Here is a 20,670-nt window from a genome sequence, read left to right as displayed (position 1 = left end):
TTACGAGGCGTACGTGACGAGGCCGAGCTCGACATCCGAGACGAGCTGCGGATGCGTCGGCACGACCCGCACCGTGTAGCCGAACGGACCCGTCACGGCCAGCGGCACGGTGCCCGTGAATATTGTCAGCCCGTCGACCGCGTCGCCGGACGGCGTGAGCGGCACGATCGAGCGCTCGCCCGTGATGGCGTCCTCGGCATCCGTCGTGCCGCACACGAGTTGCACGGCGACATCCGCGGCGGAAAGCCCATCGAGTGCAACCGCGGCGCGCACCTCGAGCACGTCACCCGCCGCCGCCTGCTGGGCGATGCCCGACCCGTCCACGCTCGCGATGTGCACTGACGGCCATGCGGCCCGCACGTGTTCCGTGTACGCCGCGAGCTCACGCGCCAGCGCGAAGTCATCGGCGCGCAGCTCGGTGGCATGCTCGGACGCCGGGGTGTACAGGCGGGCGACGTATTCCCGCACCATCCGGTCGCTCGTCGCCTTCTGTCCGAGCACCTTCATCGTGTGCCGCACCATCCCGAGCCATTCGCTCGGCACACCGTCCGTGCGGTCGAAGAACTTCGGCACCAGCTGGTGCTCGATCAGGTCGTAGAGAGCGGATGCCTCGGCATCGTCTCGCTCGTCGTCCGATCCCGCCGTATCGGCCGTGGGGATCGCCCAGCCGTTCTGCCCGTCGAACCACTCGTCCCACCATCCGTCGAGGATCGACAGGTTGAGCGCTCCGTTGAGCGCCGCCTTCATACCGGACGTTCCGGATGCCTCGAGCGGCCGGATCGGGTTGTTCAGCCACACGTCGCAGCCCGGGAAGAGCGTCTTGGCGAGCGAGATGTCATAGTCGGGCAGGAAGACGATCCGCCCACGCACCTTCGGGTCGCGGCTGAAACGCACGAGCTCCTGGATCATCTGCTTGCCCGAGTCATCCGCGGGGTGTGACTTTCCGGCGACGATGATCTGCACCGGATGCTCGGGGTCGGTCAGGATCCGCGTCAACCGCTCGGGATCCCGCAGCATGAGGGTCAGACGCTTGTAGGTCGGCACGCGACGCGCGAACCCGATCGTGAGTGCCTCGGGATCGAGCACGCCGGCGAGGCCGGTGCGGCTGCGCGCCTCGTCGACCAGCTCGCCCTTCATCGTCGAGCGGGTGTCCCAGAGCTCACGGTCTGAGACGCGCGCGACATCCGTCCAGTCATGGGTCTCGACGTGGGCGTCGCCGAAGGCCCGCTCGCTCAGGCCCTTGAGGGCGGGGTGCAGCCAGGTGGGCGGGTGGACGCCGTTCGTGATCGAGGTGATGGGAACCTCGTCGGTGTCGACGCCCGGCCAGAGCTGACCGAACATTCCGCGGCTGACCTCGCCGTGCAGCAGTGAGACGCCATTCGCGTGCTGGCCGAGGTGTAGGCCGAGCACGGCCATGTTGAACACGCTCGGGTCGCCGCCCGGCCAGCTCTCGAGCCCGAGCGCGAGGGCGCGCTGCGGATCGATGCCGCTGACGACACCGGCGGTCAGGTAGTCGGCGATCAGATCCTTCGGGAATCGGTCGATTCCGGCGGGAACGGGAGTGTGCGTCGTGAACACCGTCGACGCGCGCACCTGCGCCAGGGCCTCGTCGAACGTCAGGCCATCGTGGGTGATGAGCTCGGACATCCGCTCGATGCCCTGCAGTCCCGCGTGGCCCTCGTTCGTGTGATAGACATCGGCCTCGGGCCGGCTGGTGACACGGCACCAGGCGCGCAGGGCGCGAACGCCGCCGATTCCGAGCAGTGCCTCTTGTAGCAAGCGATGCTCGCCACCACCGCCGTAGAGACGGTCGGTGACCCGACGCATCTCTTCCGTGTTCGAGGGCGTCTCGGAGTCAAGCAGCAGGAGAGGCACGCGTCCGATGTCGGCCACCCAGATGCGCGCGTGCAGCACGCGACCGCCGGTGATGTCGAGCGACACCTCGACCGGGGTACCGGCTTCGTCGCGCAGCAGCGTCAGGCCGAGGCCGTGGGGGTCGAGCAGCGGATAGCTCTCGCGCTGCCAGCCGTCGTCGCCGATCGACTGGCGGAAGTACCCCGCGCGGTAGAACAGGCCGATGCCGGTCAGTGGCACGCCGAGGTCCGAGCAGCTCTTGAGGTGATCGCCGGCCAGGATGCCGAGGCCACCCGAATACTGGGGGAGGGAGCCGTCGACCCCGAACTCGGGGGAGAAGTACGCGATGTGCTCGGGCTTCGGGCCCTGGACGCGCTGGAACCACCGCGGCTGCGTCAGATACGCCTCGAGGCGATCGGCCTCTTCCGTGACGCGGTCGACGAAGGCGTCATCGCGGGCGAGGGCGTCCAGGCGCTCCTGCCCCAGCGCCCCGAGCATCCGGGCCGGGTTCTCTCCGACCTTCGCCCAGACCGCGGGATCCATGGACTCGAAGAGGGCGTGCGTGGCGCGACTCCACGACCAACGCCAGTTGGCGGCGAGCGTGTCGAGTGCCGCGATGCTTTCGGCGAGGACGGGTCGGACCGTGAACGTGCGAATGGCCTTCATGCGACTGATCATAGGCGTCTCATCTGACGTGATCCGACCGCGGCGAACGGGGTCCTGTCGTACCCGCGGGGTAGGGTCGAAGAAGGAGGAATTATGTCTATTGCACGACTTTCCGGAGGGCCGCTCGACGGCCAGGTGGTACCCCTCGAAGATGCCGACGACGACTCGCTCGTCCTGCCCTACAGCGAGGGTCAGATCGTCTACCGCCGTCAGGGCGAGCTCGAGCAGACCGGCGAATCGGATGGCCCCACGCAGGCCACGTTCGTTTACGTCGAAGAGACGCAAGAGATCAGGCCGAGCGACGAGTGAGCCGACGCGCTCGATCGAGGTCGAGCGCAAATACGACGTGAGCGAGGCCACCCGGTTGCCGGATCTGGCCTCGCTTCCGGGTGTGGCCGGTGTCTGGCCGCCCGAGTTACGGCCGCTGGATGCGATCTATTTCGATACGGCAGAGCTCTCTCTGGCGCGCCGGGCTGTGGCGCTGCGGCGCCGGACGGGTGGTCCCGATGAGGGGTGGCACGTCAAGTCCAGCGCCACCGATGGTCGCCACGAGTGGGGATGGCCGCTGGGCGAGGCTCTGCCGTCCGATCCGCTCGCGGTGGCTGTGCCCACCGATGTTCGCTCGTCGGTGACCGAATGGTGCGGTGACGATGAACTACGCCCCATCGCGCGCGTCCGGAACCAACGGCACGCGATCCTGCTTCAGGATGCCTCGGGCGCCGTCATCGCCGAGTTCGTCGACGACCACGTCCAGGCCACAGACCTCCAGACGGGTGCCGCGACGAACTGGCGCGAATGGGAGGTCGAGCTCGGCCCCGCCGCGCCCGCGGATGAGCGTGGCCGCGCCGATTTCTTCGCGGCGGTCGATGCCGCCGTCGCCGCCGTCGGGGGAGTGCCCGCGGCATCCGGTTCGAAGCTGCACCGCGCCCTCGGCCGCCCCGGTCGTTGAGCGAGGAGCGAAGCGACGAGACGAAACGCTCAAACGTACGCGTCCGTTGGTTTCGACTCGCTTCGCTCGCTCAACCTGAGCCGCAAAGGACTCAACGCGCTCTGCGCGCGCATTGAGTCCTTTCGGCTCACATATTGATCATGTGGCCGGCGAGGCCGTGGAAGGCCTCTTGCACGGCCTCCGACAGCGTCGGGTGGGTGTGGACGTTGCGCGCGGCCTCGAGCGCGGTCAGATCCCACTTCTGGGCCAGCGTCAGCTCCGGCAGCAGCTCCGACACGTCGGGGCCGATCAGGTGGCCGCCGATCAGCTCGAGGTGCTCGGCATCGGCGATGAGCTTGACGAACCCGATCGGCTCGCCGAGGCCATTGGCCTTGCCGTTCGCCGAGAAGGGGAACTTGGCGACCTTGACGTCGTAGCCCGCGTCGCGTGCCTGCTGCTCGGTCAGACCGAACGAGGCGACCTGCGGCGAGCAGAACGTCGCGCGCGGCATCATACGGTAGTCGCCCAGCGCCATCGTCTCGGCCTTGCCGATCGTCTCGGCCGCGACGACGCCCTGTGCCTCGGCGACATGCGCGAGCTGCAGCTTGGCGGTCACGTCACCGATCGCGTAGATGTGGGGGACGTTCGTGTGCATGAAGTCGTCGATCTCGATCGCGCCGCGGTCGGTGAGCTTCACGCCCGTGTTCTCGAGCCCATAGCCCTCGACGTTCGCCGCGAACCCGATCGACATCATGACCTTGTCGGTGTCGATCGACTGCGTCTCGCCGCCGCTGTTGGGCGTGTAGGTCACGGTCACGTGGTCACCGTGATCCGTCACCGACTCGACCTTGGTCGAGGTCAGGATGTCGACGCCGTACTTCTTGTACTGACGGGCGATCTCCTTCGAGACATCCGCGTCCTCATTCGGCAGAGCGCGGTCGAGGAACTCGATGATCGTGACCTTGACGCCGAAGTTCGTCATGATGAAAGCGAACTCCATGCCGATCGCGCCGGCGCCGACGATCACGATGGACTTCGGCAGGCCCCGCGTCATGATCTGCTCTTCGTACGTCACGACGTTCTCGCTCAGCTCGACGCCGGGCAGGAGGCGGACCTTCGCGCCGGTCGAGATGATCGCGTTGTCGAATGTCAGCCGCTCGGTCTGACCGTCGGCCTTGGCGACATCGATCGTGTTCGCGTCGACGAATGAACCGCGGCCCTCGTACTCGGTGACCTTGTTCTTCTTCATCAAGAAGTGGATGCCCTTGACATGGGTGTCTGCGACCTTGCGGCTGCGGTCCCACGCGGTGCCGAAGTCGAAGTGCGCGTCTCCCGAGATGCCGAACTGCTCGGCCTGGTGGGTGAAAACGTGGGCGAGGTCCGCGTTGCGCAGCAGGGCCTTGGAAGGGATGCAGCCGACGTTCAGGCAGACACCGCCCCAGTACTTCTGCTCGATGATGGCCACCGAGAGACCGAGCTGAGCGCTTCGCACGGCCGCGACATATCCGCCGGGGCCAGCACCGAGAATGACGACGTCGTAGTGAGGCATACCTTCAAGCCTAGACCCCGCGCGAGGCTCCCGCGCCGGGGTCGGAGGCTGTTCCGCGACCGCTTAGACGTCGTTGTTTCGGCCGCGGGCGCGGGCCATCAGGATGGCGACGAGAGCGCCGCCGAGACCGACCGCGACGATGCCGATGATGATCCAGATCAGGGTGAGATCGAAGCCTCCGGAATCCGCTTCGGCATCCGTTGCGTCGCCCGCGTCGGCGTCGGTCGTCGTGGCGATATCGGCGGGCACGGATGTCTCGCCGACCGAGAAGGCCAGCTCGCCCGAGATGGGGTGACCGTCACTGGAGACGATGCGCCAGACGACCGTATAGGTGCCGCGTTCGTCGGTTCCGGACAACTCCTGGATCACGCCGTTTCGGTCGAGGATCGGATCGCCCTGCTGGATCTCGGCTCCCGAAGGATCGACAACGAGAACCTCGGTCGCGCCCGCACCCTCGAGCGGATTCGCGCTGAACCGCAGGTCGATCTCGCTCGGGCCGGTCTCGACGATCTCGCCGTCGTCGGGGGTACTGCCGATCAGCTCGTCGTGAGCGAAGGCGGTGGAAGGCGCGGCGACGAAGAATCCGCACAGCACGACCAACAGGGCGGCAAGGCCGGAATGGCGCACGGTGAGCTGGCGTCGACGCGGCCCAGAATCCATGCTCCGAGACTAAACCGAGGGTCTCCGAGCGTCCACCGATGGGCTGCGCGCGACCGCATCGAGAAAGCGTGGCCCGTCACGCGTGGATCCGATCGGCTAGTCTGGACCGCGAGGAGGACAGCGTGTCAGAACAGCAAGACCAGGCGCCCCCGGCCATGCGCCGCGAGGCAGAGTCGGCGCATTCCACGCCCGATACGACCCAGACGTTCGGTCACGATTCCGACCTCTCGTTCGTCCCGTTCGGTTCCGACCTCTCACAGGCCGAACTCGACGCCATTTCAGCTCTCCCCGCTCGAGCGGCTCTGCTGCTGGTGCGGTCCGGTCCGACGGCGGGTGCGCGGTACCTGCTCGACTCCGAGGTCGCCACGGTGGGCCGTCACCCCGAGGCCGACATCTTCTTCGATGACGTGACCGTCTCTCGTCGTCACGCGGAGATCACGCGACGTCCCGAAGGATTCGAGCTCGTCGATCAGCGGTCGCTGAACGGCAGCTATGTCGATGGCGAACGCGTTGATCGCGCCCTGCTCGTCAATGGCGCCGAGGTGCGGATCGGAAAGTTCCGTCTGACCTTCTTCATCTCTCCGGTCGATCTGCCGCTGCCGGCGGACGGCTGATGCCCACGGCTGTTTCTCGAAACTCTGCGGCGGGCGCGGGCCTGCTCAGTATCGGGCAGGTGCTGGCCCGGCTCACGCCGGAGTTTCCCACCCTCACGGCCTCGAAGCTCCGCTTTCTCGAGGTTCAGGGCATTGTCACGCCGACCCGCACCGAGTCCGGTTACCGCAAGTTCTCTCCCGCGGACGTCGACCGGCTTCGGCTGGCACTCCAATTGCAGCGCGACCACTACCTGCCCCTGGGCGTCATCCGCGAATATCTCAGCGACCTCGACGCCGGACGCGACCCCAGTCACCCGGGTCAGCAGCCGCCGCCCACGATCCACCCGCAGGGGCGTCGCTACCGTCGGGATGAACTGTTGCGCGCTGCCGGCGCGACACCGCAGCTTTTCAATGAGGCCGTGTCGTCGGGCATCCTTCCGGCCGCCGAGTCGTTCGGCGATCAGAGCGTCTCGTTGTTGCGAGCGATCGTTTCGCTCGACAGCCACGGCATCGAGCCCCGCCACCTGCGGACGATTCGGCAGAGCGCCGAACGCGACGTCTCGTTGATCGAGCAGGCGCTGGCCCCGCTCACGCACCGCGCCGACGCGCCCTCGCGTGCACGGGCGAACGAGGTGGGCCCCGAGCTCGCACGTCGCCTCGATGAGGTGCGCGCCATCTTCGTTCGTTCCGCGCTCACGCGGTTGCTTCCGTGATCGTTTCGAGCTTCACATCGGGTCGTCCGGCGTGTCGCGGCGGATGTCGTTGCTCGGTGACGACGGGTGTCCTAGCGTGGGGGATGAGTCGCGAACCTGCGTCTCGGAACCCGGCGAGGAGGACGCGATGAACGCTGGCGAGCTCGCCGACGAGAAGCGTTTCGACTCGGACCTTTTGTTCACGGACGGGCTTCCGGCAATGGACGACGAGGTCGGCTACAAGGGCGCCGTCGCCGCCCGTGCAGCGGGAATCACGTACCGGCAGCTCGACTACTGGGCTCGCACCGAACTGGTCGAGCCGACCGTTCGTGGCGCGAGCGGCTCGGGATCACAGCGGCTCTACGGTTTCCGCGACATCCTGGTGCTCAAGCTCGTCAAGCGTCTCCTCGACACCGGAATCTCTTTGCAGCAGATCCGCACCGCGGTTGATCAGCTTCGCGCCGCGGGCATTCGCGATCTCGCGGGTACGACACTCATGAGCGACGGAGCATCCGTCTATCTCTGCACGTCCAACGACGAGGTCATCGACCTGGTCAGTCGTGGACAAGGCGTGTTCGGTATTGCCGTCGGCAAGGTGCTGCGTGAGGTGGAGTCGACGCTCGTCGAGTTCGGCCCGCAGACGGTCGACACGATCGACGAGCTGGCCGCTCGCCGCTCGGCCCGCACCGCCTGACCAGAACCCCTTCCGGTTAGCACGGAGCACTGTTCGCCGCGCGAGGTGATGCGCTGTCGCCCTGTCCGACGATGTCCCACTTTCGCCCTGTCCGACGATGTCCCACTTTTGTTCGGTATGGAGTGCGTCGCGGGGGGCCGTGCTGATGGTTGTCCCATTTTCGCTCGGTATAGGCGCGAATTACCGGCGAAAAATGGGACGCAGAAGCGCGAAAGTGGGACACACAGCGGACGGGAGAGGACGTTGGGTCGGAGCGCCGGGGCTACCGTCTGCGGTGCAGTGCGTCGAACTCAGATGCGGGCTTCGCCCGGGACCGGGCTAGATGCGGGCGTCGCCGGGGACCGGGATGCGGCCCGTGCGCATGACGCGGTCGAGCAGTGCGTCGAAGTCGGCCGCGAGCTCCTGAGCGGAATCACCGGGCCAGATGTGCAGCGGCTTCGCCGCGCCCTGCGCCTGCTGGAGCGACGTGCGCTCGGGCAGTTGGGGTGACAGGACGAGGGGGCCGAACATATCGCGCAGCTCCTTGATGCGGAACTGGTGCTCGATCGACTGCGGGCGCACGCGGTTCACGACGATGCCGAGGGGCTGGAGACGCGGCGAAAGACCGCGACGGATCTCTTCGATCGCACGCAGGGCGCGGTCCGCGGCCGCGACCGAGAACAGGCCGGGCTCGGAGACGACGATGACACGGTCGCTGGCCGCCCAGGCGGTGCGCGTGAGGGCGTTCAGCGAGGGGGCGCAGTCGACGAGGACGAGGTCGTAATCGGCCTCGATCGTCGCCAGCGCCTCTTCGAGCTTCCAGACGTCACGCACGCTCGGGTGCGGCCCGTCGAAGTTGATGGCGGAAGGGCTGCCGATCAGGACATCGATCGTCCCGGGGTGGACCTTCGCCCACCCGCTCGACGTGATCGCCTGTCTGACGACCTTCTCTTTGGGGTTTCCGAGGACGTCGGCGACATTGAGTCGACCGGCCACCTGGATATCCATGCCGGTCGAGACATCCGACTGCGGGTCGAGGTCGACGACGAGGGTCCGGACGCCCCGAGCGAATGCCGCGGAGGCAAGCCCGAGCGTCACGGTGGTCTTTCCGACCCCGCCCTTGAGGGAGCTGACGCTGAGTACGTGCACAATCGTCTACGTTACCGTCCCCTAGGCTGTGGAACACACTCAGGTCGACGCGCCGAAGCTGTGAGGTGTCATGTTCCGCAAGATCCTTGTCGCGAATCGTGGTGAAATCGCCATCCGCGCTTTTCGGGCCGCCTACGAAGTAGGTGCTCGCACTGTTGCTGTCTATCCCTACGAGGATCGCAACTCGCTCCACCGGCTGAAGGCCGATGAGGCCTATGAGATCGGGGAGCGGGGTCACCCCGTGCGTGCCTACCTCGATGTCGACGAGATCATCCGGGTCGCGCTCGAGAGCGGTTGCGACGCGATTTATCCCGGGTACGGATTTCTCTCCGAGAATCCGGATCTCGCCGAGCGTGCCAACGCCAACGGCATCGCGTTCATCGGACCGCCCGCGCGCGTGCTCGAGATGGCAGGCAACAAGGTCACGGCGAAGCATCACGCGATCGCCGCCGGGGTTCCCGTGCTCGTCTCGACCGAGGCCTCCGCGGACGTCGACGAACTCGTCGCGCAGGCCGACGAAATCGGATTCCCCCTGTTCGCCAAGGCCGTCGCGGGTGGCGGCGGGCGAGGGATGCGCCGGGTCGAGAGTAAGGGTGAGTTGGCCCCCGCCCTCGCCGAGGCCATGCGCGAGGCCGACAGCGCGTTCGGAGACCCGAGGATGTTCCTCGAGCAGGCCGTCGTCCGGCCCCGCCACATCGAGGTGCAGATCCTCGCCGACGCAACGGGACAAACGGTGCACCTGTTCGAGCGCGACTGCTCGCTGCAGCGCCGTCACCAGAAGGTCATCGAGATCGCCCCCGCCCCGAACCTCGACGAGGACTTACGGCAGAAGCTCCACAAGGATGCCGTGGCGTTCGCCGAATCGATCGGCTACATCAACGCGGGCACAGTGGAGTTCCTCGTCGACACCGAGGGGGACCGCGCCGGACAGCACGTCTTCATCGAGATGAACCCGCGCATCCAGGTCGAGCACACCGTCACCGAAGAGGTGACGGATGTCGACCTCGTCCAATCGCAGATGCGGATCGCCGCGGGCGAGACCCTGGCCGACCTCGGCCTCGAGCAGACCGACATTCGTCTGCGCGGTGCGGCGCTCCAGTGCCGCATCACGACGGAGGACCCGACGCAGGGCTTCCGGCCCGACACCGGCAAGATCACCACCTACCGCTCGCCCGGTGGCGCGGGTATCCGCCTCGACGGCGGAACGACCGCCGCAGGCTCACAGGTCAGCCCCCACTTCGACTCGATGCTGGCGAAGCTCACGTGCCGCGGGCGCGACTTTCCCGCCGCGGTCGCCCGGGCGCGGCGTGCTTTGGCCGAGTTCCGCATCCGTGGCGTCTCGACGAACATTCCGTTCCTGCAGGCCGTGCTCGATGACCCGTCGTTCGTCGCGGGAGACATCGCGACGTCGTTCATCGACGAGCGCCCCCAGTTGCTGCGTGGCCGGGAGTCGAAGGACCGCGGAACGCGCCTGCTCAACTGGCTCGTCGATGTGACGGTCAACAAGCCGAACGGCGAGAACCCGCTCTCGATCGACCCGGCGATGAAGCTGCCGAAGGTCGATCTGAGTGTGCCCGCACCCGAGGGCGGACGCCAGCGTCTGCTCGAACTCGGGCCCGCGGGATTCGCTCGCGCGTTGCGCGAGCAGACGCCCCTCGCCGTGACCGACACGACCTTCCGCGACGCGCACCAGTCTCTGCTCGCGACCCGAGTCCGCACGCGTGACCTCGTGGCGGTTGCGCCGTACGTGGCGCGCCTGACGCCCGACCTGTTCTCGGTCGAGGCGTGGGGTGGGGCGACGTACGACGTCGCCCTGCGGTTCCTCGGCGAGGACCCGTGGGAGCGGCTCGAGCGTCTGCGCGAAGCGTTGCCGAACATCCCGATCCAGATGCTGTTGCGCGGTCGCAACACGGTCGGCTACACCCCGTACCCGACCGCGGTGACGGACGCCTTTGTCCGCGAGGCGGCGGCTACCGGTGTCGACATCTTCCGGATCTTCGACGCGCTCAACGATGTCGCACAGATGCGCCCCGCGATCGACGCCGTGCTCTCGACCGGGTCCACGGTGGCCGAGGTGGCCGTCTGCTACACCGGTGACCTGCTGAACCCGAACGAAGACCTGTACACCCTCGACTACTACCTGCGTCTCGCCGAGCAGATCGTCGAAGCGGGTGCCCATGTACTGGCGATCAAGGACATGGCCGGGCTGCTGCGCCCCGAGGCGGCATCGCGGCTGGTGTCCGCGCTCCGTTCCCGCTTCGATCTGCCCGTACACGTTCACACACACGACACCCCGGGCGGCCAGCTCGCGACGCTCCTCGCGGCAAGTGCGGCCGGCGCGGACGCTGTGGATGCCGCATCCGCACCCATGGCCGGGACCACCAGCCAGCCGTCCCTGTCGTCACTGGTCGCCGCGCTCGCGCACACCGACCGCGACACGGGGCTCGACCTCGACGCGGTCGCGGACCTCGAGCCCTACTGGGAGGCCGTGCGTCACCTGTACGCGCCGTTCGAGTCCGGCCTGCCGGGCCCGACAGGCCGGGTCTATCGTCACGAGATTCCCGGGGGACAGCTGTCGAACCTGCGCCAGCAGGCGATCGCTCTCGGCCTTGCCGACGACTTCGAGTTGATCGAGGACATGTACGCGGCGGCCAACGGGATCCTCGGGCGTATCCCCAAGGTGACACCGTCGTCGAAGGTCGTCGGCGACCTCGCGCTTCACCTCGCGGCGGTCAAGGCCGACCCCGCCGACTTCGAAGCCAATCCGCAGAACTACGACATCCCGGACTCCGTGGTTGGATTCATGGCGGGTGAACTCGGAGATCTGCCGGGCGGATGGCCCGAGCCCTTCCGCACGGCAGTGCTGGCCGGGCGCACCGTCAAGATCGAGGTGGAACCTCTGGCTCCCGCCGACTCGGAGGCGCTCGCGGGCGATGCCGGGGCGCGCCGCGAGGCGCTCAACAGGCTGCTGTTCCCCGTGCCGACCCAGCAGTTCGCGCAGGTTCGTGAGGTCTTCGGGGACGTGTCGCTGCTCGACACCTCGGACTACCTCTACGGTCTCGTGCCGGGCGAGGAGCACGCGGTCGAGATCCAGCGCGGCGTGCGACTGCTGGTGGGACTCGAGGCGATCGGGGAGGCCGACGATAAGGGCATGCGCACCGTCATGACGACTCTGAACGGCCAGCTGCGTCCCGTGTTCGTGCGGGATCGGAGCATCGCCGTCGAAGCGCGGCAGGCCGAGAAGGCTGACACGACAAAGCCGGGTCAGATCGCGGCTCCGTTCTCCGGCGTGGTCACGCTCAAGGCATCCGTCGGTGACACCATTCAAGCGGGGGAAGCGGTCGCTTCGATCGAAGCGATGAAGATGGAAGCGGCGATCACGTCGCCCGTCGACGGCGTGATCGAGCGTCTCGCGATCGGCCCGACCCAGCAGGTCGAGGCCGGTGACCTTTTGGTTGTGGTGCGTCCGGCGCACTAATCTGGGGCAAGTCCCACCCCCCAACTGCAAGGTCCGGAGTTCCAGTGACGCCTCACGGCAAAGATCCGAGCGCCGACGACCCGGACAACGGGATCCTCGACGACGTGCCCTCGGTCGAGACGTCGGGCATCGGGTTGATGGGTACGCAGACGGCCCACGTCAACATCGCTCTTCCCGCGGAAGACGAGGATGACGACGAGGATATCGTCGAGGGCGACATCGCTTTCGCGAGCGGATTCGTCACGATCGATCTGCCCGAATCGGCTGCCGTCGATCCCTCGGACAACGAGGTTGTCGCCGAAGAGTCTGACGAGGTCGACCTGGCTGAGATCGGCCCCGCCGATACCGCGCCGGACGAATTCACGGTCGCCGAAACCTCTGTCGAAGACGACGAAGCAGATAACGTTCGTCTGGATGACGAGGAGCTGACCGGCTTCGAACCGACCGGATTCGAACCGACTCCCGTGGCGTCTGCACCCGCCGTGTCTGCACCCGTGGCGTCGGAAGCCGCGGTGAAAGAAGCCCACGCGTCGGATACCGATGCCAGAGACGATGAGCACCTCGAAGCTCCGGTTGACGACGCGCCGGACGAGAAGGAGACGACGATGAACGATGAGACTGACCGGGCTGTAGAGCCCGCCGAGCGGCGCGAGGTCGCTCGCGCCACGCAGGCCGAGGCGCCCGTGCTGGTCTCTCGCAGAATCGGTGAACTTGCGGACGTGGCAGAGCGCGAAACATCCGATCTGCTGACCGCCGACCGCCTGCTCGACCCGGCGCAGGTCACGCGTCCCGAGCCCGAGGGCGTCTGGCAGCACCTGCTGTATTCGGTGTCGGGCGGCAAGGTGAACATCGGTGACAGCAAGCGTGCCCGCGCGCGCAAGGCTATGGATCGACGAATCGCGGCACCCCTCGCCGGCGGCGGAGCGCGTTTCGTCGCGATCGTCTCGCGCAAGGGCGGAGTCGGAAAGACGACCATCACCACCTTGCTCGGACAGGCTCTGGCCGACGCACGTGACGACCGGGTGATCGCCGTCGATGCCAACCCCGACCGGGGCACCCTCGCCGAACGCATCGCACGGCGAAGCGGGCGAACCGTCCGTGACCTGGTGCGCGAGCGTGAAAACCTCCGCGGTTACAACGATGTCTCGGCGATCGTCGCGCGCGACGAGACCCGCCTGGACGTGCTGGCATCCGACACCGACCCGCGTATCGCCGAGGCCTTCAGCGGTGATGAATACCGCGCGGTCGCCGAGGTGGCGGCCCACTACTACTCGGTCGTCCTGACCGACACGGGCACCGGCATCGTGCACTCGGTCATGGGCGCCACGCTGGATCGTGCCGACCGTCTTGTCGTCGTCGCGGGTCAGAGCATCGACGAAGCACGCCTGGCATCCGAGACGCTGACGTGGCTCGAGGCCAACGGCTACGAGGAGCACGTACGGAGCGCCATCGTCGTGCTGAACATGTCATCGCCCGGAACCTCGCCCGTGCGCCAGGATGAGCTCGAGACGCACTTCCGCACTCGAGTGCGCGATGTCCTCCGTGTGCCGTACGACCCGCAGCTCGCGACCGGAGGCGCCATCGTCTTCCGCGACCTGCAGCCCGCGACCCGGGCGGCGGCCCGTGAGCTCGCCGCAAAGGTCGTCGAGGGCCTTCAGTCCGTGCCGACGGCGGCCTGACGCACCATGGCTGTGCGTGACATCCGTCTCTTCGGCGATCCCGTTCTGAAGGCGCGATCGACCGAGATCGCCGAGATCGACGAAAGCGTGCGCGCACTGGTGCGCGACCTGCTCGACACCGTCGAGCCCCCCGGTCGCGCCGGCGTCGCCGCCCCGCAGATCGGTGTGGGTCTGCGCGCCTTCAGCTACAACATCGACGGTGACATCGGATACGTCTTGAACCCCGTCCTCGTCGAAGTTCGGGGCGAGCCTGAGCCGGTGGACGAGGGGTGTCTCTCGGTTCCGGGTCTCTGGCACCCGGCGCTGCGGTACCCATGGGCACGCGTCGAGGGTATCGATCTCGACGGCGAACCTGTCGTGCTCGAGGGTGAGGGGCTACTGGCGCAGGCGCTCCAGCACGAGACCGATCATCTGGATGGCACGCTGTACCTCGATCGACTCACCCCGGAACGTCGACGGCTGGCGATGCGCGAGGTGCGCGAGTCGTCCTGGTTCTGAAACGTCGTTTCGTCTCGCTTCGCTCGCTCAACGACCGGGGGTTATCCGGTCGTTGAGCGAGGAGCGCAGCTCCGAGTCGAAACGCGCTACGGCATCGTGACGTTCGTCGTCGCAACCGGCTCGCGATACAGCTCGGCGATGTCGTCCGCGAAGTCGCCGACGATCACGTTGCGCTTGATCGACATCTTCGGCGTGAGGTGACCGCTTGCTTCGGTCCACTCGGTCGCGAGGATCGTGAACTTGCGGATGGACTCCGCCCGAGACACGTGGGCGTTGGCCGTGTCGATGGCCCGCTGCACCTCTGCGCGCACGGCATCGTGCTCAGCAGCCTCGGTAAGGGTCATCGTGCCCGAGTGTCCGTTGTTCGCGAGCCACGTCGGCAGCATCTCCGAGTCGAGCGTGACCAGCGCCGCGATGAACGGCTTCTGGTCGCCGACGACGACGACCTGTCCGACGATGGGATTGGCGCGGATCGGGTCCTCGAGCGCGGCGGGAGCGACATTCTTGCCTCCCGCGGTCACGATGATCTCTTTCTTACGTCCCGTGATCGTGAGGAATCCCTCGTCGTCGAATGAGCCGATGTCGCCGGTCTTGAACCAATCACCGTCGAATGCCGCGGCGGTCGCCTCCGGGTTGCGCCAGTACTCCTTGAACACGTCGATGCCGCGGACCTCGATCTCGCCGTCCTCGCCGAGGCGGACGCCAACACCGGGCAGGACGGGGCCGACCGTGCCGATCTTCGACTTGGTCGCGAGGTTGACGGTCGCCGGCGCGGTCGTCTCGGTCAGGCCGTAGCCCTCCAGGATGACGATGCCGAGACTGTGGAAGAAGTGCCCGAGGCGCGGCCCGAGCGGTGCCGAACCGGACACGGCGTACTGGATGCGTCCGCCCATCGCGGCTCGCAGCTTGCTGTAGACGAGCTTGTCGAACAGCGCGAACTTGATCTTCAGGCCCAGCGGGATCTTCTTCCCGTCCTGCAGGAGCTTCGAGTGTTCGATCGCGGCATCCGCGGCGGCTCGGAAGATCTTGCCCTTGCCGCCTGCCTCGGCCTTCTGCTCCGACGAGTTGTAGACCTTCTCGAAGACGCGCGGAACCGCGAGCAAGAACGTCGGTTTGAAGGATCCGAGCGCGGGCAGCAGCTGCTTCGTGTCGGGCTGATGCCCCGTCTTCACCCCCGCGTGAACATCCAGGATCGAGATGAACCGCGCGAACACGTGCGCCGTTGTGATGAAGAGGAGCGTCGACGCGCCGGGCGTCTGCACGACCTCCTTCAGAGCGACGGCTGAGTTGCGCGACAACTCGACGAAGTTGCTGTGCGTGAGCACGCACCCCTTCGGGCGCCCCGTCGAGCCCGACGTGTAGATGAGCGTCGCGATGTCCGAACCCTGCGCGATGCCGCGGCGGCGTTCGATCTCGGAGTCGGGAACGGATGCGCCGAGCTCGCTGAGCTTGTCGATGGCACCGAGGGCGAGCTGCCACACTTCGCGGACCAGGGGGAGGTCGCCGCGAACCTCGTCGAGACGAGCGGCGTGGTCGGCAGCTTCGACGATGCAGACCACAGCACCCGAGTCCTCGAGGATCCACTGGATCTGGTGAGGGGAGCTCGTCTCGTAGATCGGCACCATGACGGCGCCCGCGTAGAACAACGCGAAGTCGATCAGGGTCCACTCGTACGTGGTGCGTGCGAGGAATCCGACCTTGTCACCGGGTTCGATCCCGGACGCGGCGAACCCCTTGGCGAGGGCGATCACCTGACGACGGAACTCCGCCGCAGTGATGTCTCGCCACCCCTCGCCCTGCGGCACGGCGAAGAGCGCGAGATCGGGCGTTGCCGCGACGCGATCTTCGAGCAGATGGGTCACATTGGCTTTCGGGTCCGCGGGAACGATTGCGGGGACCTCGAATTGGACGGCACTCATTATCGGCAGCTCCTTTGGCACCGGGGTGTTGTCGGCTTCAGGCTGAGTCTACCCTCTGGTGGTACTCGGTCTCAGGGATTCGAGACCCGGTTCGCGGGCGTTTGCGCGGCTAGACTGCACGAGGCCGTCCGTGGTCGCACGAGGTCGCGAAGGAGTGTGGGAGTGCTTTCGATCGGCATCGACATCGGCGGAACCAAGATCGCCGGGGGAGTGGTCGATGGGTCGGGCGCGATCACGCGTGCGCTCCGCGTGGACACCCCCGAGAGCCCGCGCGACATCGAGAAGGCCGTGGCCGCGATGATCCGCGACCTGCGCTCTGGCTCCGCGATCACCGCGGTCGGTGTGGCCGCCGCGGGATTCATGAACCGCGAACGTACGATCATGCGCTTCTCGCCGAACATCGCGTGGCGTGACGAACCCCTGCGCGACAGGATCGCCGAGCTCGCGGGTGTCGAGATCGTGCTCGAGAACGATGCAGATGCCGCCGGCTGGGCGGAGTACCGCTTCGGCGCCGGTCGTGGACGAGGTTCGGTGGCGATGATCACGCTCGGCACGGGAGTCGGCGGCGCGATCATCACGGACGGTAAGCTCTCACGCGGTGGATTGGGGATCGGTGGCGAGTTGGGACATGCGCGCCTCATCCCGAACGGATTGCCCTGCGGGTGCGGTCGGAACGGATGCCTCGAGCAGTACGCATCCGGACATGCGCTGCGCCGCATCGCTGGCGAGATCGCCGAGTCCGAGGCATCCGGGATCGGGGCGGCCCTCGCCGCGCGTCGGGGCGCTGACGGGCAGATCCCCGGAGCGGCGATCGCCGACCTCGTTCGCTCCGACGACCCGGGAGCTGTGGAAGCCCTGCATCGCGTCGCCGTGTCGCTCGGCGAGGCGTGCGGCAGCTTCGCTGCCATCCTCGATCCCGAGATCTTCGTGATCGGCGGGGGAGTATCGATGCTCGGCGAACGGCTCCTCGGGCCCGTGCGAGAGGCGTTCCGTTCGGCCCTGCCCGCTGCGAGCCATCGTACCCTCGCGGAGTTCGCGATCGCCGAGCTGACCAACGACGCGGGCGTGATCGGGGTCGCCGACCTCGCCCGCCGCGCAGACATCCGGAACGGTGAGTGAGCGGTGTTCTACTGGTTGATGAAGTACATCGTGATCGGGCCGCTCCTGAAGGCGATCTTCCGCCCCTGGATCGTGGGGCGTCGTAACATCCCGGTCGAGGGCGGTGCGATCCTGGCGAGCAACCACCTGTCCTTCGCCGACTCGGTGTTCCTGCCCCTCATGATCGACCGGCAGATGTCGTTTCTGGCCAAGAGCGACTACTTCACGGGCCGTGGGATTCGCGGCTGGGCGACTCGCGTGTTCTTGAAGGCCACGGGTCAGATCCCGATCGATCGCTCGGGCGGCAAGGCATCCGAAGCATCCCTGAACACCGGGCTGTCGGTGCTCGCGAACGACGATCTGCTGGGCATCTATCCCGAGGGGACCCGCAGCCCCGACGGTCGGCTCTACCGCGGCCGAACCGGCATCGCGCGCATGGCGCTCGAGGCGCGCGTGCCCGTCATTCCGGTCGTGATGGTCGACACCGACACGATCATGCCGATCGGAAAGCGGATGCCGCGCATCGGCCGTGTCGGCGTGGTCATCGGCGAACCGCTCGACTTCTCCCGTTTCGCCGGGCTCGAGGGCGATCGCTACGTACTCCGGTCCGTCACGGACGAGATCATGGTCGCGCTGCAGCGGCTGGGCGAGCAGTACTACGAGGACGTCTACGCCTCAACGGTCAAGGACCGCCTCGCCGTCCGACGCTGAGCGTCGCTTTCGCGAGCGGTGACGCGGATCCCGCGCCGGTCCGGGGAAGGGTGCCGCGGCATCCCGAGCGTGTGTCGCACGGATAGACTGAGCGGATGCAACAGCTGCTTGACCCCCTCGATTCCTGGCGTTCACTGCCGATCAAACAGCAGCCCCAGTGGCGCGATGCCGATGCCGTTGCCGCTGTGTCGGTCGAGATCGCAACGCTTCCGCCCCTCGTTTTCGCGGGAGAGGTCGACATCCTGCGCGATCGTCTCGCGAGCGCGGCATCGGGCAAAGCTTTCCTGTTGCAGGGCGGCGACTGCGCCGAGACCTTCGCGGGTGCGACGGCCGAGCAGATCCGCAACCGCATCAAGACGGTGCTGCAGATGGCGGTCGTCCTGACCTACGGCGCCTCGATGCCGGTCGTGAAGATGGGCCGCATGGCGGGTCAGTTCGCCAAGCCCCGGTCGAGCGACACCGAGACGCGCGGCGAGGTCACTCTCCCGGCCTACCGCGGCGACATCGTGAACGGGTACGACTTCACGGAGGCCTCGCGCCAGCCCGATCCCGCGCGTCTACTGAAGGGCTACCACACGGCTGCCTCGACGCTGAACCTCATCCGCGCGTTCACGCAGGGTGGGTTCGCGGACCTCCGCGAGGTGCACAGCTGGAACAAGGGGTTCGCCGAGAACCCGGCCAACCAGCGTTACGAGCGGATCGCTGGCGAGATCGATCGCGCGATCAAGTTCATGGAGGCCGCGGGCGCCGACTTCGACGACCTACGCCGCGTCGAGTTCTACACGGGCCACGAGGGCCTGCTCATGGACTACGAGCGCCCCATGACCCGCATCGACTCCCGCACCGGAACGCCGTACAACACGTCGGCGCACTTCGTGTGGATCGGGGAGCGTACGCGTGACCTCGACGGCGCGCACATCGACTACTTCTCGAAGATCCGCAATCCGATCGGTGTGAAGCTCGGGCCCACGACTTCTCCTGAGACGGTGCTCGAACTGATCGACAAGCTCGACCCCGAGCGCGAGCCGGGGCGTCTGACGTTCATCACGCGCATGGGTGCGGACAAGATCCGCGACGCTCTGCCGCCGTTGCTCGAGGCCGTCCGCGACTCCGGCGCCACCCCGCTGTGGGTCACCGACCCGATGCACGGCAACGGCATCACCACGCCTACGGGGTACAAGACGCGCCGCTTCGACGACGTGGTCGACGAGGTGCGCGGATTCTTCGAGGCGCACCGCGCGGTCGGCACGTTCCCGGGCGGTATCCACGTGGAGCTCACGGGCGACGACGTGACCGAGTGCCTGGGTGGCTCCGAGATGATCGACGAGGCCACGCTGGCCACGCGCTACGAGAGCCTCTGCGACCCGCGCCTGAACCACATGCAGAGCCTCGAGCTCGCGTTCCTCGTGGCCGAGGAGCTCGAGAAGCGCTGACCCCGGCTCATCCGGGCATCGACCTGTCACAAACCGCTCCATTTCTTCGAAATATCGAGCGGTTTGTGACAGGTCGATCTGCGTTTCGGCGCGGAGGCTGTGGATAACATTCGGTGCGCGTTGGGGGCGCGGCAGAGTGGGGCGATGGGTCGACGGATCGAGCTCCCGCACGAGATACCGCCCGGGTCGGCGTTCACGGTTGCCCAGGGGCGGTCATCGGGCGTTGCCGACGGACGGATGCGTGGGCGCGACCTTGCCCGTCCGCACCACGGCGTACGGGCCCGCGGGATGGACCTCACCGACCTCGTTGACCGTTGCACCGCGCTGTTGCCCGTGCTCGATGACGATCAGGTTTTCAGTCACACCACCGCGGCCAGATTGTGGGGACTCCCCTTGCCCGCTGGGGCTCAGACATCCGACAGCCTCGATGTTCTGACGGTCGGTCCGCGGCGCATGCGTCGTCCGGGTGTCGCCGGTCGACAGACCGAGGATGCCTCGACGCCGGTCGTCTTCTTCGCCCACCTTCCCGTCGTCGCTCCGGCCCGAACGTGGTGCCACCTGGCCGAGCAGGGGCGCGCCATCGGCATCGATCGCCGGTGGGTCGTCGCGATCGGTGACGCGCTCATCAGCGGTACCCGGAGGACGGGTGGGCGCACCCCGGCCCTTGCCGAGCCGGTCGAGCTCGACGCGGAGGTCGCTCGGCACGGTTCGCGCCGTGGGGCTGCCGACCTCGCCTGGGCTGTGCCGCGCCTGCGGCGGCCGGTCGATTCACCGCGCGAGACTCTGCTCAGGCTCGTGCTCGTGGCGGGCGGCCTGCCCGAGCCAGAGGTGCAGTTCGCGGTGCGAACGGCCCGAGGCATCCGGCACGCCGACCTGGGCTATCGCGAGGCGCGCCTTCTGCTGGAGTACCAGGGCGATGACCACCGCAGGTCCCGCTCGCGCTGGCTCGAGGATCTCACCCGGAGACAGCTTTTCGAAGACGCGGGATACCGGCTGATCGAGATCGGCGCGGACGACCTGGTCGACGAGGCCGCGCTGGTCGCGAGGGTCCGCCGTGCTCTCGAGGGCCGGCATTTCCGCGCGTGACCCC

The 20,670-nt window shown here is 67.3% G+C and carries 17 protein-coding genes; 12 read left to right on the top strand and 5 right to left on the bottom strand.

What is annotated here, in order from left to right; translation table 11 throughout:
* Positions 1 to 2,520 carry an alpha-glucan family phosphorylase gene (gene glgP / locus ACT9TC_RS02865; RefSeq protein WP_100812907.1) on the bottom strand — a complete coding sequence of 840 codons (2,520 nt, stop codon included), beginning with the start codon at positions 2,518 to 2,520 and terminating at the stop codon, positions 1 to 3.
* Positions 2,521 to 2,613: 93 nt separating this feature from the next.
* On the opposite strand from glgP, the gene ACT9TC_RS02860 reads away from it, so the two are divergent.
* Together ACT9TC_RS02860 and ACT9TC_RS02855 are read left to right on the top strand one after the other, a co-directional pair.
* Entirely contained in the window at positions 2,614 to 2,829 is a 216-nt protein-coding gene (locus ACT9TC_RS02860) for a hypothetical protein (protein ID WP_036296464.1), read from the top strand.
* Positions 2,762 to 3,469 carry a CYTH domain-containing protein gene (locus ACT9TC_RS02855; protein WP_458041939.1) on the top strand — a complete coding sequence of 236 codons (708 nt, stop codon included), beginning with the start codon at positions 2,762 to 2,764 and terminating at the stop codon, positions 3,467 to 3,469. Before ACT9TC_RS02860 ends, ACT9TC_RS02855 begins: the two co-directional genes overlap by 68 nt.
* A 127-nt stretch (positions 3,470 to 3,596) precedes the next feature.
* On the opposite strand, the gene lpdA is transcribed toward ACT9TC_RS02855, so the two are convergent.
* A complete protein-coding gene (gene lpdA, locus ACT9TC_RS02850) occupies positions 3,597 to 4,997 on the bottom strand; it encodes a dihydrolipoyl dehydrogenase (RefSeq protein WP_458041938.1) in 1,401 nt (466 codons plus the stop codon).
* Between the two features lie 63 nt (positions 4,998 to 5,060).
* Positions 5,061 to 5,657 carry a copper resistance CopC family protein gene (locus ACT9TC_RS02845; protein ID WP_458041937.1) on the bottom strand — a complete coding sequence of 199 codons (597 nt, stop codon included), beginning with the start codon at positions 5,655 to 5,657 and terminating at the stop codon, positions 5,061 to 5,063.
* A gap of 155 nt (positions 5,658 to 5,812) precedes the next feature.
* Between ACT9TC_RS02845 and ACT9TC_RS02840 the strand changes: the two genes are divergently transcribed.
* The 3 genes from ACT9TC_RS02840 (at position 5,813) to ACT9TC_RS02830 (ending at position 7,636) form a co-directional block, all read left to right on the top strand.
* Positions 5,813 to 6,271, top strand: a complete 459-nt coding sequence (locus ACT9TC_RS02840; protein ID WP_458042850.1) for an FHA domain-containing protein — start codon at positions 5,813 to 5,815, stop codon at positions 6,269 to 6,271.
* Positions 6,271 to 6,963: a transcriptional regulator FtsR gene (ftsR, locus tag ACT9TC_RS02835; protein WP_458041936.1), complete on the top strand. Its 693-nt coding sequence runs from the start codon at positions 6,271 to 6,273 to the stop codon at positions 6,961 to 6,963. The genes ACT9TC_RS02840 and ftsR overlap by 1 nt, the downstream gene beginning before the upstream one ends.
* Positions 6,964 to 7,090: 127 nt before the next feature.
* A complete protein-coding gene (locus ACT9TC_RS02830; protein ID WP_036296483.1) occupies positions 7,091 to 7,636 on the top strand; it encodes a MerR family transcriptional regulator in 546 nt (181 codons plus the stop codon).
* Positions 7,637 to 7,954: 318 nt separating this feature from the next.
* On the opposite strand, the gene ACT9TC_RS02825 is transcribed toward ACT9TC_RS02830, so the two are convergent.
* Positions 7,955 to 8,764: a ParA family protein gene (locus ACT9TC_RS02825; RefSeq protein ID WP_036296460.1), complete on the bottom strand. Its 810-nt coding sequence runs from the start codon at positions 8,762 to 8,764 to the stop codon at positions 7,955 to 7,957.
* Between the two features lie 70 nt (positions 8,765 to 8,834).
* Between ACT9TC_RS02825 and ACT9TC_RS02820 the strand changes: the two genes are divergently transcribed.
* The 3 genes from ACT9TC_RS02820 to ACT9TC_RS02810 are packed head-to-tail and all read left to right on the top strand — an operon-like array spanning position 8,835 to position 14,419.
* Positions 8,835 to 12,242 carry a pyruvate carboxylase gene (locus tag ACT9TC_RS02820; protein ID WP_458041935.1) on the top strand — a complete coding sequence of 1,136 codons (3,408 nt, stop codon included), beginning with the start codon at positions 8,835 to 8,837 and terminating at the stop codon, positions 12,240 to 12,242.
* 44 nt (positions 12,243 to 12,286) lie between these two features.
* A complete protein-coding gene (locus tag ACT9TC_RS02815) occupies positions 12,287 to 13,921 on the top strand; it encodes a nucleotide-binding protein (protein ID WP_458041934.1) in 1,635 nt (544 codons plus the stop codon).
* Positions 13,922 to 13,927: 6 nt separating this feature from the next.
* Complete coding sequence (locus ACT9TC_RS02810; protein WP_458041933.1) at positions 13,928 to 14,419, top strand: peptide deformylase; 492 nt, start codon at positions 13,928 to 13,930, stop codon at positions 14,417 to 14,419.
* An 86-nt stretch (positions 14,420 to 14,505) separates the two neighbouring features.
* On the opposite strand, the gene ACT9TC_RS02805 is transcribed toward ACT9TC_RS02810, so the two are convergent.
* On the bottom strand, positions 14,506 to 16,338 hold the full coding sequence (locus ACT9TC_RS02805; protein WP_458041932.1) for an AMP-dependent synthetase/ligase: 1,833 nt from the start codon (positions 16,336 to 16,338) through the stop codon (positions 14,506 to 14,508).
* Between the two features lie 162 nt (positions 16,339 to 16,500).
* Between ACT9TC_RS02805 and ACT9TC_RS02800 the strand changes: the two genes are divergently transcribed.
* The 4 genes from ACT9TC_RS02800 (at position 16,501) to ACT9TC_RS02785 (ending at position 20,666) form a co-directional block, all read left to right on the top strand.
* Positions 16,501 to 17,457 carry an ROK family glucokinase gene (locus ACT9TC_RS02800; RefSeq protein ID WP_458041931.1) on the top strand — a complete coding sequence of 319 codons (957 nt, stop codon included), beginning with the start codon at positions 16,501 to 16,503 and terminating at the stop codon, positions 17,455 to 17,457.
* 3 nt (positions 17,458 to 17,460) lie between these two features.
* Positions 17,461 to 18,147 (top strand): lysophospholipid acyltransferase family protein, encoded by a 687-nt coding sequence (locus ACT9TC_RS02795; protein WP_458041930.1) that lies wholly within the window; start codon positions 17,461 to 17,463, stop codon positions 18,145 to 18,147.
* 95 nt (positions 18,148 to 18,242) lie between these two features.
* A complete protein-coding gene (locus ACT9TC_RS02790; protein WP_458041929.1) occupies positions 18,243 to 19,580 on the top strand; it encodes a class II 3-deoxy-7-phosphoheptulonate synthase in 1,338 nt (445 codons plus the stop codon).
* Positions 19,581 to 19,724: 144 nt separating this feature from the next.
* The gene (locus ACT9TC_RS02785; RefSeq protein ID WP_458041928.1) at positions 19,725 to 20,666 is read left to right on the top strand and encodes a hypothetical protein; all 942 of its coding nucleotides are present in this window, start codon (positions 19,725 to 19,727) and stop codon (positions 20,664 to 20,666) included.
* Positions 20,667 to 20,670 lie beyond the last annotated feature (4 nt).

The organism is Microbacterium sp. HM-570 (assembly GCF_054165885.1).
Note: the sequence above shows the minus strand (reverse complement) of the source record. Positions and strands in the feature narration are given on the sequence as shown.

Excerpts from the sequence above, each read along its gene's own strand:
- glgP (WP_100812907.1), bottom strand. The coding sequence starts at position 2,520 with ATGAAGGCCATTCGCACGTTCACGGTCCGACCCGTCCTCGCCGAAAGC.
- ACT9TC_RS02860 (WP_036296464.1), top strand. The coding sequence starts at position 2,614 with ATGTCTATTGCACGACTTTCCGGAGGGCCGCTCGACGGCCAGGTGGTA.
- ACT9TC_RS02855 (WP_458041939.1), top strand. The coding sequence starts at position 2,762 with ATGGCCCCACGCAGGCCACGTTCGTTTACGTCGAAGAGACGCAAGAGA.
- lpdA (WP_458041938.1), bottom strand. The coding sequence starts at position 4,997 with ATGCCTCACTACGACGTCGTCATTCTCGGTGCTGGCCCCGGCGGATAT.
- ACT9TC_RS02845 (WP_458041937.1), bottom strand. The coding sequence starts at position 5,657 with ATGGATTCTGGGCCGCGTCGACGCCAGCTCACCGTGCGCCATTCCGGC.
- ACT9TC_RS02840 (WP_458042850.1), top strand. The coding sequence starts at position 5,813 with ATGCGCCGCGAGGCAGAGTCGGCGCATTCCACGCCCGATACGACCCAG.
- ftsR (WP_458041936.1), top strand. The coding sequence starts at position 6,271 with ATGCCCACGGCTGTTTCTCGAAACTCTGCGGCGGGCGCGGGCCTGCTC.
- ACT9TC_RS02830 (WP_036296483.1), top strand. The coding sequence starts at position 7,091 with ATGAACGCTGGCGAGCTCGCCGACGAGAAGCGTTTCGACTCGGACCTT.
- ACT9TC_RS02820 (WP_458041935.1), top strand. The coding sequence starts at position 8,835 with ATGTTCCGCAAGATCCTTGTCGCGAATCGTGGTGAAATCGCCATCCGC.
- ACT9TC_RS02810 (WP_458041933.1), top strand. The coding sequence starts at position 13,928 with ATGGCTGTGCGTGACATCCGTCTCTTCGGCGATCCCGTTCTGAAGGCG.
- ACT9TC_RS02805 (WP_458041932.1), bottom strand. The coding sequence starts at position 16,338 with ATGAGTGCCGTCCAATTCGAGGTCCCCGCAATCGTTCCCGCGGACCCG.
- ACT9TC_RS02790 (WP_458041929.1), top strand. The coding sequence starts at position 18,243 with ATGCAACAGCTGCTTGACCCCCTCGATTCCTGGCGTTCACTGCCGATC.
- ACT9TC_RS02785 (WP_458041928.1), top strand. The coding sequence starts at position 19,725 with ATGGGTCGACGGATCGAGCTCCCGCACGAGATACCGCCCGGGTCGGCG.